Below are 14,070 nucleotides of genomic sequence, written 5' to 3'. Positions count from 1 at the left end.
GGTTGCCGAGTTATGAGAGCCCGAGCTCGTTGTCGATGAAGTCGAAGATCTCGTCGTCCGTTGCGGCGTCGATCTTCACGGCCGATCCCTGCCCCTGCTCTCCTTCAGCGCCTTCCGCGCCGTTCAGCTTCGACAGGAGCCCCTGGATGCGGGTGGTGAGCGTGGCCCGGACGTCCGGGCCGACGGTGGCCAGATTGCTCTCCAACCGGTCCAACTCGGCGGCCAGCGCCTGTGGAAGCTCGGCAGGCGCGGGTTCGGGAGCCAGCGTGGAACGCAGCATGGACGCCAGCTGCGTCGGTGTCGGGTAATCGAACAGCGTGGTGGGCGGCAGCCTGAGGCCGGTGGCTTCGTTGAGACTGTTACGGAACTCGACAGAGGTGAGCGAGTCGAGTCCCATCTCAAGGAACCCGCGGTCGGCGTCGATGGCGTCTGGTGAGCCGTGGCCGAGGATGGCTGCGACCTGGCCGCGAAGGTAGGAGAGAAGTATCTCCAACTGCTTGGCCTCGTCGCCGGAGGCGAGCCGCTGCCGCAGCGAGTCCGGGGATGCGCCGCCGCTCTGGGCGGCTTGCCGGGTACGGGGGCGGACCAGCCTGTGCAGGACCGCGGGAACCGGGGCGCCGCCGTCGCCCAGCCGTGCGAGATCGAGCCTGGCGGGCACCAGGACCCCTTGAGCCGGTTGTTCCGATTGACCCGAGCCGAGCGCGAGGTCGAGCAGATCGAGCGCCTGTGCCGTCGGCAGCGCGGCGATGCCTCCGCGGCCGAGCCGCGCACGCCCGACCGGGTCGAGGGCCGCGGTGATCCCGCTGGTCTGCTGCCACAAGCCCCAGGCCAGCGAGAGAGCCGGCAGCCCCTGCGCCCGGCGGTGGCAGGCGAGCGCGTCCAGGAAGGTGTTCGCCGCCGCGTAGTTGGCCTGCCCGGCGTTGCCCACAATTCCGGCCACGGAGGAGAAGAGGACGAACGCTGCCAGGTTCCGTTCCTGCGTCAGCGTGTGCAAGTGAGATGCGGCGTCGACCTTGGGCCGCAGCACTGCTGACAGCCGTTCCGGCGTCAGCGAGGAGACAGTGGTGTCGTCCAGCACTCCTGCCGTGTGGAAGACCCCCGTCAGCGGATGCTCGTCGGGGATCGACTTCAGGAGGCCGGACACGGACTCGGCGTCCGTGGTGTCACAGACCGCGATAGTGACGTCAGCGCCGAGTTCCTTGAGGTCGGCGGCCAGTTCGATGGCACCGTCCGCGTCCGCGCCGCGCCGGCTGGCAAGCAGCAGGTGCCGCGTTCCGTGCCGCTCCACCAGGCGCCGGGCGACCAGCCCGCCCAGGGTGCCGGTGCCACCGGTGATGAGCACGGTTCCGTCGGGGTCGAGCCCGGCGCTCGCGCCGTCGGCGTGCCCGCTGCCGCCCTCTTCCGGCGCGTGCAGAGCCGCTCGCACCAGCCGGGGAACGCGCAGCTCACCGGCGCGGACCGCGAGCTGCGGCTCTCCTGTCGCGAGTGCCGCCGGTAGCGCACGGTAGGAGGCGTCCGACCCGTCGACATCGATGAGCACGAACCGGCCGGGATGCTCCGACTCCGCCGTTCGGATCAGGCCCCAGGCCGTGGCCGCGGCCGGGTCCGGCACCTGCTCGCCGTCCTCCGCGGCCACCGCGCCCCGGGTCAGCACCAGCAGCCGGGCCTCCGTGAGGGCGCCGTCGGCGAGGAAGTCCTGAACCAGCGTCAATATCTCGGTGGCTGCGGTATGCGCGTCCGCCACCAGGTCCCCGTCATCGGACAGCACGGGACCGGCCATCACGACTCGTGGCGCGGCGGCCCCCGCTGCGCTCGTCGCACCTGCATTGGCGTGGGCCGGGTGATCCACGGCGTCGACCCCGGCCTCGCGCAGGGCGGCGGTCACGTCGGGCACGCCGAGTCCTGCCCACCGGCCGGTGTCCTGAGGCGCGGGCGCGGGGACGGAAATCCAGCTCAGCTCGTACAGGTCGTCGCTCTGCCGGGCGCGGGCAGCGGTGAGGTGCTCCGGCGCCACCTCGCGCATGGCGAGCCCGGTGATGGTGACGACGGGAGCGCCTGTGGGGTCGGCCACCGACAGCGACAGCACATCCCGGTCCGAGCGGGTCAGCCGCACCCGCAACCGGGACGGTCCGACAGCGTGCAGTGCGGCACCGCTCCAGGAGAAGGGGAGCCGCACGGGGCCCGAGCCGTACCAAAGCATCAGCGGGTGCAGAGCCGAATCCAGGAGGGCGGGGTGAACCCCGTAGGCCTCGGGGTCCGTGCCGTCCGGTAGCGCGATCTCGGCGTAGATGGCGTCGCCGACCCGCCAGCCCGCCCGGAAGCCCCGGAACAGCGGCCCGTACTCGTATCCGCGCTCGACGAACCCGCGGTAGAACTCCTCGACATCGACGGGTTCCCCTCCCACGGGCGGCCACGCCGTCAGGTCGTACGGCTCCGTCTCCGGCGCGGCATCGGTGAGGAATCCGCTGGCATGGCGGGTCCACTCGGCCGTCTCCTCGCCCGCTTCACTCGTCGGTGACGAGTACACGGAGAACGGCCGCCGTCCGGCCTCGTCCGCGGCGCCCACGGTGATTCGGAGCTGACGGGCACCTTGTTCCGGCACTGCCAGGAACGCGTGGTGCGTCAGCTCTTCGATCTGCCGGCAACCGACATGGCCGCCCGCGTGGAGGAGGAGATCGACGAAGGCGACGCCGGGCAGCACGGCCGTACCGTGGACGAGGTGATCACTCAGCCACGGCTGGTCCTTGAACGAGACCTGGCCGGTGAACACAGCGCCTTCCCCGCCGGGAAGCGTGATGGCTGCCGTGAGAAGTGGATGGGTGGCGGACTTGGCGGCTTTGACAACGGTTTTTGCTGTCTGGAGCCAGTAGTGCTGGCGTTGGAAGGGGTAGGTGGGGAGGTCGGTCTTCCGGGCCTGGTGTCCGGTGGTGAGGTTTTGCCAGTTGGTGGTGATGCCGTGGGTGTGGGTGGTGGCGAGGGCGGTGAGGAGGGTGTGGTGTTCGTTGCGGTCGCGGTGGAGGGTGGGGATGAACGTGGCCTGGGGCTCTTGGTCGAGGGTGTCCTGGGCCATGGTGGTGAGGGTGGTGTCGGGTCCGAGTTCGAGGTAGTGGCGGACGCCGTGGGTGTGGAGGGTGTGGATGCCGTGGTGGAAGCGGACGGCTTCGCGGACGTGGCGGGTCCAGTAGTGGGGGGTGGTGATGTGGTCGGGGTCGGCGAGTTCGCCGGTGAGGTTGGAGACGATGGGGATGGTGGGGGGGTGGTAGTCCAGGCTGGTGGCGACGCGTTCGAAGGCTTCCAGCATGGGGTCCATGTGGGGGGAGTGGAACGCGTGGGAGACGGTGAGGCGGCGGGTCTTCACGCCCTGTTCGGCCAGGGTGGTGGCGATGTCGGTGACGGTGTGTTCGTCGCCGGAGATGACGGTGGAGTCCGGCCCGTTGACGGCGGCGATGGCCACCCGGTCCTCCCTGCCCTCCAGCAAAGGCAGGACATCGTGTTCGGGGGTGCGGAGGGAGATCATGGCGCCGGTTGGGGGGAGGTTTTGCATGAGGGTGCCGCGGGCGGCGACGAGTTGGGCGGCGTGGTCGAGGGTGAGGATGCCGGCGGTGTGGGCGGCGGTGAGTTCGCCGATGGAGTGGCCGGTGAGGTAGTCGGGTGTGATGCCGAAGGATTCGACGAGGCGGTAGAGCGCGGTTTCCAGGGCGAAGAGTGCGGCCTGGGTGTAGCGGGTCTGGTTCAGCAGGGTGGGGTCGTCGTTGAAGACGATGTCCTTGAGCGGCTGTTCGGCTGCGAGGTGGAGGTCCAGAGCGGCGCAGACTTCGTCGAACGCGGCCTGGAAGACCGGGTAGGTGTCGTACAGACCGCGGCCCATGCCGGGGCGTTGGGCGCCCTGGCCGGTGAAGAGGAATGCGGTCTTGCCGGGTTGTGGGGTGCCGCGGACGAGGTTTGGGGAGGGCTGGTTTTCGATGAGGGCGTGGAGGGCGCGGTCGATGTCCTCGGGCTGGTCGGTGACGATGACGGCGCGGTGGTCGAAGAGGGTGCGGGTGGCCAGGGCGTGGGCGATGCCTGCGGTGCTGAGAGCGGGGTGCAGTTCCAGGTGGGTGCGCAGCTGCCGGGCTTGTTCGCGCAGGGCGGGTTCGTTCCTGGCGGAGAGCATCCAGGGGATGACCGTTCCCCCGGGCACCTCGGTCTCTTCTTCTTGGGTGGGTGGGGCTTGTTCGAGGATGAGGTGGCTGTTGGTGCCGCTGATGCCGAAGGAGGAGACGGCGGCGCGGCGGGGCCGGTCGCCGGCCGGCCAGGGGCGGGGCTGGGTGAGGAGTTGGACGTTGCCGCTGTCCCAGTCGATGTGGGGGCTTGGTTCGTCGGCGTGGAGGGTTTGGGGGAGGGTGGCGTGGCGCATGGCCTGGATCATTTTGATGACCCCGCCGATGCCTGCGGCGGCCTGGGCGTGTCCGATGTTGGATTTGAGGGAGCCGAGCCACAGGGGCTGGTCCTCGGGCCGGTGCTGGCCGTAGGTGGCCAGCAGAGCCTGGGCCTCGATCGGGTCGCCGAGGGTGGTGCCGGTGCCGTGGGCCTCTACGGCGTCGATCTCGTCCGGGGCGAGGCCGGCGTTGGCGAGTGCGGCGTTGATGACGCGTTGCTGGGAGGGGCCGTTGGGGGCGGTGAGGCCGTTGCTCGCGCCGTCCTGGTTGACGGCCGAGCCGCGGATGACGGCCAGGATGGGGTGGCCGTTGGCCTGGGCGTCGGAGAGTCGTTCCAGCAGGACCATGCCCGCGCCCTCGGCCCACGCCACGCCGTCGGCCGCGGCGGAGAAGGACTTGCACCGGCTGTCGAGTGCCAGCCCGCGCTGGCGGCTGAACTCCAGGAACATACCGGCATTGGCCATGACCGTGGCGCCACCGGCCAGGGCCATGGTGGACTCGCCGTTCCGCAGCGACTGGCAGGCCATGTGCAGGGCGACCAACGACGAGGAGCATGCGGTGTCGACCGTCACCGCTGGGCCTTCGAGGCCGAAGGTGAAGGCGAGTCGTCCGGAGGCGACGCTGGCGGTGGTGCCGGTGAGGAGGTAGCCCTCGACGCGCTCGCTGCCCTGGTGGGTGAGGGAGGCGTATTCCTGGGTGACGACGCCGGTGAAGACGGCGGTGTCGCTGCCACGCAGGGTGGCGGGTGCGATGCCGGCGTTCTCGATTGTTTCCCAGGTGGTTTCGAGGAGGAGGCGCTGCTGCGGGTCGAGAGCGAGGGCTTCGCGGGGGCTGATGCCGAAGAATTCGGGGTCGAACTCGGCGGCGTTGTAGAGGAATCCGCCTTCGCGCGCGTAGCTCTTGCCTGCGGCGTCGGGGTCGGAGTCGAAGAGGTTGTCGAGGTCCCAGCCCCGGTCTTGCGGGAACGCCCCTACCGCGTCTCGTCCCTCCATCACCAGGTCCCACAGGTCGCCTGGGGTGTTGGCGCCGCCGGGGAAGCGGCAGGCCATCCCGACGATCGCAATCGGCTCGTTCGCGTCTGCGGTGGCGCTGCGGGTGACGGATGGTGTCTTGCGCGCGTTGGTGCTCTGCCCGCTGTCGGCCAGCTCGGTGCGGATGTGGTGCGCGAGCGCGGTGGGGGTGGGGTAGTCGAACAGCAGCGTGGACGGCAGCCGCATCCCGGACGCCTTGTTGAGCGCATTGCGCAACTCCACCGAGCTGAGGGAGTCGAAGCCCAGCTCCTTGAACGACGCGCTGTGGTCGATGCTCTCGGGGGAACTGTGACCCAGGACCGTGGCGATGTGACCGCGCAGGAAGTCGAGCAGGACGCGCTGCTGCTCGGGCTCCGGGCGGCCGGCGAGCGACTGTCGCAGCTGGTCGCCGTCCTGACCGGCACGGGCGGCGGCCTGGGTGGTGACGGTGCGGCGCGGAGCGCGCACCAGTCCCCGGAACATGGGGTTCTGCGGCGTGGTCTGCGTACGCAGGGCCGCGAGGTCGAACTTGGCCGGGAGCACCACCGGATGGTCCGTGGTGAGGGCCGAGTCGAAGTGGGCGAACCCGTGTGCCGCCGAGATCGGCAGGAGCCCGTTGCGGTTCATGCGGGCGCGGTCCTGCTCGTCCAGCGTGCCGGCCATGCCACCGGTGGTCTCTGCCCACAGTCCCCAGGCCAGGGACTGGGCGGGGAGCTGCTGAGAGTGGCGGTGGTGGGCCAGGGCGTCGAGGAACGCGTTCGCGGCGGCGTAGTTGGCCTGCCCCGGGGCGCCGATGGTGCCGACGGCGGAAGAGAAGAGGACGAAGGCGTCCAAGTCGGTGCCGCGGGTGAGTTCGTGGAGGTTCCAGGCGGCGTCGGCCTTGGGACGCAGGACGTTGCTGAAACGTTCAGGGGTAAGAGCTGTTGCGATGCCGTCGTCGAGGATGCCGGCGCAGTGGATGACGGCACCGAGGGGGTGCTCCTGGGGGAGGGAGGCCAGGAGGGATTCCAGTGAGGCGCTGTCGGTGGCGTCGCAGGCGGCGATGGTGACCTTGGCGTCGTGCTGGGCCAGGGCAGTGAGAATGTTGCTGTTGCGGGGGGTGGGGCCCCGGCGGCTGGTGAGCAGCAGGTGTTTGACGCCGTGGTGGGTGACCAGGTGCTGGGCCAGGAGGGTGCCCAGGGCGCCGGTGCCGCCGGTGATCAGGACCGTCTTGTCCGGGTCGAACGTGACGGGTGCGCCTGCCGTGGCAGCGGACGCATCGACGGGGGCGAGGCGTGGAGTGAGGAACTGGCCGTTGCGGACAGCCAGTTGAGGCTGCGCGGTGGCCACGGCGGCGGGCAGGGCCTTGAGCGAGGACTCGTTGTCGTCGAGGTCGATCAGGGTGAACCGGTCCGGGTGTTCCGCCTGTGCCGAGCGAATGAGTCCCCACACCGACGCGCCTGCGAGATCCGGCCGCTCCTGCTGCGCACCGGCCGGGACCGCGCCCCGGGTCAGGACGACCAGCCGGGAATCGTTCTCCTCATCCGCGACCGACTGAACGAGGCGCAGCACATGTTGCGTCAGAGTGTGAGTGGCCGTGACCGGGTCAGCTTCATCCGGGGAAACGCACCAGGTGACGATCACTTCCGCACCGGAGGTGTCCTCCTGGCCGTTCCCATCGGCCGGTTCGGCCGGTTCGGCCAGTGGGAGCCTCACTGTCCTCGCATCGGTCCCGGTCAGAGCCGTGAGGTGTTCGGCCCAGGCGGTGCCGATCGTGCTGGATGTGGTGACCTCGGCGGCCGGAAGGGGGGTCCAGCTGATCTGGTAGAGGTCCCCGGTGTTGGCGGCGCGCGCGGCAGCGAGCTGTTCCGGTGCGACTGCCCGCATGGCGAGGGAGTCGATGGTCATCACCGGCGCGCCCGTGGGGTCGGTGATGGCCAGGGACGCCGTCCCGGGCGCAATCCAGGTGAGGCGCACGCGGATGGACACTGCCGCTGTCGTGTGCAGGGACACGCCGCTCCAGAAGAACGGGACACGGATGGAGTCCTGCGCCGCCTCCTGCGCGGTGACCAAAGCGCCCGGCTGAAGCGCGGAGTCGAGCAGGCCCGGGTGAATCCCGTAGGCGCCGGGGTCGGCGTCGGCGGGGAGGGACACCTCCGCCCACGTCGTGTCGCCGTCCTGCCAAGCCGCCCGCAGACTGCGGAACAGCGGCCCGTAGCCGAAGCCCGCGTCGATGATCCGGGTGTAGAAGTCCTGGATGTCGATGGGCTGTGCCGTGGCCGGTGGCCAGACGCCGCCGGTAAGCAGGGCATCTGCTGCCGGGGGGGTCAGCTCCTCGGTGGTGAGTGCGCCGGTGGCGTGGAGGGTCCACTCGCCCTCGGCCGGGGCGTCCTCGCTGCGGGAGTAGACGGAGAAGGAGTGCCGTCCGGTGTCGTCCGCGGCTTCGATCAGGACGCGGAGTTGGAGTGCTCCGTGTTCCGGGACGGCGAGGAAGATGTGGTGGGTGAGTTCGTCGATCTGGTTGCAGCCGATGTGGTGGGCGGCGTGGAGGAGGAGGTCGACGAAGGCGACGCCGGGCACGATGAGTGCGTCAAAGACGGCGTGTTCGGTTACCCAGGCGGGGTCGGTGGCGCTGATGCGGCCGGTGAAGAGGTGCCCGCCGTTGTCGGGGAGTTCGGCGAGCGTGGTCAGCACCGGGTGCCCGGTCGCCGTCAGGCCCAGGTGGCCGGCATCCGCACCGCTTCTCGACGTGTCCAGCCAGTAGTGCTGGCGTTGGAAGGGGTAGGTCGGCAGATCGGGCGCGGAAGGCGGGGGCGGCGCGTGGCCCGCGAGACGGGGCCAACGGACGGACAGGCCCTGGGTGTGGGTGGTGGCGAGGGCGGTGAGGAGGGTGTGGTGTTCGTTGCGGTCGCGGTGGAGGGTGGGGATGAACGTGGCCTGGGGCTCTTGGTCGAGGGTGTCCTGGGCCATGGTGGTGAGGGTGGTGTCGGGTCCGAGTTCGAGGTAGTGGCGGACGCCGTGGGTGTGGAGGGTGTGGATGCCGTGGTGGAAGCGGACGGCTTCGCGGACGTGGCGGGTCCAGTAGTGGGGGGTGGTGATGTGGTCGGGGTCGGCGAGTTCGCCGGTGAGGTTGGAGACGATGGGGATGGTGGGGGGGTGGTAGTCCAGGCTGGTGGCGACGCGTTCGAAGGCTTCCAGCATGGGGTCCATGTGGGGGGAGTGGAACGCGTGGGAGACGGTGAGGCGGCGGGTCTTCACGCCCTGTTCGGCCAGGGTGGTGGCGATGTCGGTGACGGTGTGTTCGTCGCCGGAGATGACGGTGGAGTCCGGCCCGTTGACGGCGGCGATGGCCACCCGGTCTTCGCGCCCCTCCAGCAAAGGCAGGACATCGTGTTCGGGGGCGCGGAGGGAGATCATGGCGCCGGTTGGGGGGAGGTTTTGCATGAGGGTGCCGCGGGCGGCGACGAGTTGGGCGGCGTGGTCGAGGGTGAGGATGCCGGCGGTGTGGGCGGCGGTGAGTTCGCCGATGGAGTGGCCGGTGAGGTAGTCGGGTGTGATGCCGAAGGATTCGACGAGGCGGTAGAGCGCGGTTTCCAGGGCGAAGAGTGCGGCCTGGGTGTAGCGGGTCTGGTTCAGCAGGGTGGGGTCGTCGTTGAAGACGATGTCCTTGAGCGGCTGTTCGGCTGCGAGGTGGAGGTCCAGAGCGGCGCAGACTTCGTCGAACGCGGCCTGGAAGACCGGGTAGGTGTCGTACAGACCGCGGCCCATGCCGGGGCGTTGGGCGCCCTGGCCGGTGAAGAGGAATGCGGTCTTGCCGGGTTGTGGGGTGCCGCGGACGAGGTTTGGGGAGGGCTGGTTTTCGATGAGGGCGTGGAGGGCGCGGTCGATGTCCTCGGGCTGGTCGGTGACGATGACGGCGCGGTGGTCGAAGAGGGTGCGGGTGGCCAGGGCGTGGGCGGTCTGGGCCGGTCGCAGTTCGGGGTGCAGTTCCAGGTGGGTGCGGAGTTGCCGGGCTTGTTCGCGCAGGGCGGGTTCGTTCCTGGCGGAGAGCATCCAGGGGATGACCGTTCCCCCGGGGATCTCCTGCTCGTGTGCCTCTTCGGGGCCGACGGGTGCCTGTTCGAGGATGAGGTGGCTGTTGGTGCCGCTGATGCCGAAGGAGGAGACGGCGGCGCGGCGGGGCCGGTCGCCGGCCGGCCAGGGGCGGGGCTGGGTGAGGAGTTGGACGTTGCCGCTGTCCCAGTCGATGTGGGGGCTTGGCTCGTCGGCGTGGAGGGTTTGGGGGAGGGTGGCGTGGCGCATGGCCTGGATCATTTTGATGACCCCGCCGATGCCTGCGGCGGCCTGGGCGTGTCCGATGTTGGATTTGAGGGAGCCGAGCCACAGGGGCTGGTCCTCGGGCCGGTGCTGGCCGTAGGTGGCCAGCAGGGCCTGGGCCTCGATGGGGTCGCCGAGGGTGGTGCCGGTGCCGTGGGCCTCTACGGCGTCGATCTCGTCCGGGGCGAGGCCGGCGTTGGCGAGTGCGGCGTTGATGACGCGTTGCTGGGAGGGGCCGTTGGGGGCGGTGAGGCCGTTGCTCGCGCCGTCCTGGTTGACGGCCGAGCCGCGGATGACGGCCAGGACCGTGTGCCCGTTGGCCTGGGCGTCGGAGAGTCGTTCCAGCAGGACCATGCCCGCGCCCTCGGCCCACGCCACGCCGTCGGCCGCGGCGGAGAAGGACTTGCACCGGCCATCGGGGGCCAGCCCGCGCTGCTGCCCGAACTCCACGAACATCCCGGGCGTCGCCATGACGGTGACGCCACCGGCCAGCGCCAGCGAACACTCACCACTGTGCAGCGCCTGCGCCGCCTGATGCAGGGCGACCAACGACGAGGAGCACGCGGTGTCGACCGTCACCGCCGGGCCCTCAAGACCGAACGTGTACGCCAGACGCCCCGAGGCGACACTGACGGTACTGCCGGTCAGCAGATAGCCGCCCAGCCCGTCGTCGCCTTCGTGCAGGCGCGGGCCGTACTCCTGGGCCATGGCCCCCACGAACACGCCGGTGTCGCTGCCGCGCAGCCGCTGCGGATTGATTCTGGCGCGTTCGAACGTCTCCCAGGCGATCTGGAGCAGGACCCGCTGCTGAGGGTCCATGGCCATGGCTTCGCGGGGGCTGATACCGAAGAACTCTGGGTCGAACTCGGCGGCCTCGTCCAGGAAACCACCGTGCCGGGTATACGTCTTGCCCCGTACGCCCGGCTCGGGGTCGTACAGGCTGTCCAGGTCCCAGCCCCGGTTCTCGGGGAACGCGCTGATCGTGTCCGTGCCCTCGTCGACCAGCCGCCACAGGGCTTCCGGGGTGTTCGCGCCGCCGGGGAAGCGGCAGGCCATCCCGACGATCGCGATCGGCTCGTCGGCGTTCGCGGCCGGCATCCGCGCCGTCCCCGCCATCCCCGCCATCCCCGCCGTCCGCGCGGACGCGGTCGGCAAGAAGTCGTCGCCCAGTGCGAGTTCACACAGCCGCTGGGCCAGCCGGGCCGGGCTCGGGTGGTCGTAGACGACGGAGTTCGGCAGGGCCAGCCCGGTCACATCGGTCAGCTTCTCCTTGAGCTGAACCGCCAGTGTCGAGTCCATGCCCAGGTCGCGGAACGCCCGGTCGGTGTCAACCGAGTCCGCGCTCAGGTGGCCGAGAACGATCGCTGTCCGCAGCTGTACCAGCTCGAGCGCCTCGCGATTCCGCTCCTCCTCCGGCAGCGCCGCGAACCGCTGCCGCCACGTCGCGCTCCCGCTGTCCGCGGTCTCCTCCGCGCGTTCCTCCTCCTGTCGCACGCCACTTGCCCGCGCGCCACTTGCCTGCACGCCGGGCACGGACCCGGCCGCTGCCTCCGGCCAGTAGCGCTCGCGCTGGAACGCGTAGGTGGGCAGCGGAACGCGACGCGGCGCCCGCCCCGCGAACACGGCGGACCAGTCGACGGGCACGCCGCGCACGTGTAGCTCGGCCAGGGACCCGAGGAGCAGCGGCCACGGCGCCTCGTTCCGGCGAAGCGACCCCACGACCAGACGGTCCGGCAGGGTTTCCCGCAGGCCGAGCGTCAGAACGGGGTGCGGGCTCGACTCGATGAACGTGCCGAACCCGTCTTCCGCCATCCTCCTGAGCGTCGGCTCGAACAGCACCGGTCGGCGCAGGTTGGCGTACCAGTAGTCGGCGTCCAGCCCGGCCGTGTCGATGGCGGTCCCGGTGACGGTCGAGTAGAACGCGATGTCGGAGGAACGCGGCGTCACCCCGGCGAGCTGCTCAAGCAACTCATCCCGGATGGCTGCCACGTGCGGCGAGTGCGAGGCCCAGTCCACCGCGGGAACGGTACGCGCGCGGATACCGTCCGCCTCGCAGCGTTCCAGCAGCCGCGCGACGACGTCGGGGGCGCCGGCCACGATGGTGGTGCTCGGCCCGTTGACCGCGGCGACGCTCAGCCCTTCGCCGATGGTGGCGACGTACTCGGCGACCCGGTCGGCAGCCAGCGCCACCGATACCATGGCCCCGGTGCCCGCCAGCGCCAGCAGCGTCCGGCTGCGCAGCGCCACGATCCGGGCCGCGTCCTCAAGACCGAGCGCTCCCGCGACGTGTGCCGCGGCGACTTCGCCCTGCGAGTGCCCGATCACCGCGTCCGGCCGCACGCCCAGCGACTCCCACACCCGCACGAGCGAGACCATCACCGCGAACAGCGCGGGCTGGACGACGTCCGCACGTTCGAGGGACGGTGCCCCGGGCTCGCCGGTGAGCGTGTCCAGCAGCGACCAGTCGAGGTACGGGGCGAACGCGTCGTGGCACGCCTCGATCGACGTGCGGAAGACCGCGGAGGTGCGCAGCAGTTCGCGCGCCATCCCCTCCCACTGCGAACCCTGCCCGGGGAACACCAGCGCGACCTTCCCGTGGTCGCCCGTGATGCCCGTGACCAGGCCCGGCACCTCGGCCCCGGTGCGCAGCGCCGCCAGCTGTGCGGCGTGATCGGGGCCGAGGGCGACGGCGCGGTGTTCGAAGTGCGTGCGCGTGCCGGCCAGCGACCAGCCGACGTCCAACGCGTCGGCGTCGGTGTCGGCGTCGGCGGTCGGCAACTCGCGTAGCCGCTCCGCCTGTGCGCGCAGGGCCGCCGCCGTGCGTCCCGACACCGGCCACGGGGACAGCGGGATCTCCTCCCTGCTCTCCTCCCCGTTCTCCTCCCCGCTCCGCGGCGCGGCGTCCTGGCCGGACTCGTTCGGCTCGGGCGCCCCGGCGATGACGACGTGGCAGTTCGTTCCGCCCACACCGAAGGAGCTGACCCCGGCGAGCAGCTGGGACTCCGGCCACGGTCGGGCCGTGGTCTGCACGCGCAGGTTCAGCGCCTCGGGGTCGATGCGCGGGTTGGGCGTCTCGTAGTTGAGGCTTGCCGGGATCTCCCGGTGCTTGATGCCCAGCGCCGTCTTGATCAGCCCGACGATCCCCGCCGCGCCCTCCAGGTGCCCGACGTTCGTCTTGGCCGACCCGACGAGGACGGGCGAGTCCGCGGGCCGCGCGCTGCCGTAGACGGCGCCCACCCCCGCCGCCTCCAGCGGGTCGCCCGTCGGGGTGCCCGTGCCGTGCAGCTCCACGTAGCGCACCTGCGCCGGGTCCACGCCCGCGTCCTCGCACGCCTGACGCAGCACCGCAGCCTGGGCCTCGGTGCTGGGCACGGTGAGCCCTTCGGTGTCACCGTCGTTGTTGACCGCGCTGCCGAGGATGACCCCGTAGACGGCGTCCCCGTCCCGCACCGCGTGCGCCAGGGGCTTCAGAACGACGACCCCGCCGCCTTCGCCACGCACGTAACCGTTGGCCCGCGCGTCGAAGGTGAAGCAGCGTCCGTCCGGCGACAGCCCGCCGAACCGCCCGGCGACTTCGGCGCTTTCGGGCGTGAGGTTGAGCGCGACACCGCCGGCCAGGGCCAGGCCGGTCTCGCCCTTGCGCAGGCTCTCCAGCGCCAGGTGCACCGCCACCAGCGACGACGACTGTGCGGAATCGACCGTGAGGCTGGGGCCGCGCAGGCCAAGCGCGTACGACACCCGGTTCGCGATGACGCCGCGGTTCAGCCCGGGCAGCGAGTGCTGCGTTACGGCGCCGCCGCGCTGCGCCAGCGCCGCGTAGTCGCCGGCGATCGCGCCGACGAAGACGGACGCCGCGGTGCCGCGCAGCGTCTCCGGGACGATGCCCGCGTCCTCCAGCGCCTCCCAGGCCAGCTCGGCGAACAGCCGCTGCTGCGGGTCGATCGCCACGGCCTCGCGCGGCGAGATCCCGAAGAACGCCGCGTCGAACCCGTCCACGTGGTCAAGGAACCCGCCGTACCGCAGCCCGGCACGTTGCGGCTCCGGCAGATCGGGCAGGACCTCGCCGGGACTCCAACGGTCTTCCGGCACCTCGGTGATCGCGCTGCGCCCCTGGCGCAGCAACGCCCAAAAGGCGCCGGCGTCGGGCGCCTGGGGCAGGCGACACGACACACCGACGATGGCGATGGGATCAGTTTTCTGGACACGATCACTCGGCATGCTGGCGAGTGCCTCCCTCATCGCGCGCTCCGAGACCGCCTGGGGCGTGCGGTTTCATCTGAGGCACGATCGTCAGCCCCGCCGCCCGTCCCCAGCTACCCGTAGAGCCCCCTAGCAGTGTTTCGCCT

The 14,070-nt window shown here is 70.9% G+C and carries 1 protein-coding gene; it reads right to left on the bottom strand.

Annotated features, from left to right (window positions below):
* Positions 1-10: 10 nt before the first annotated feature.
* Positions 11-13,942: a type I polyketide synthase gene (locus tag RM779_RS16255; protein WP_311618409.1), complete on the bottom strand. Its 13,932-nt coding sequence runs from the start codon at positions 13,940-13,942 to the stop codon at positions 11-13.
* Positions 13,943-14,070: the final 128 nt, after the last annotated feature.

Source organism: Streptomyces johnsoniae, assembly GCF_031845565.1.
GTDB classification, from domain to species: Bacteria; Actinomycetota; Actinomycetes; order Streptomycetales; family Streptomycetaceae; genus Streptomyces; species Streptomyces johnsoniae.
Note: the sequence above shows the minus strand (reverse complement) of the source record. Positions and strands in the feature narration are given on the sequence as shown.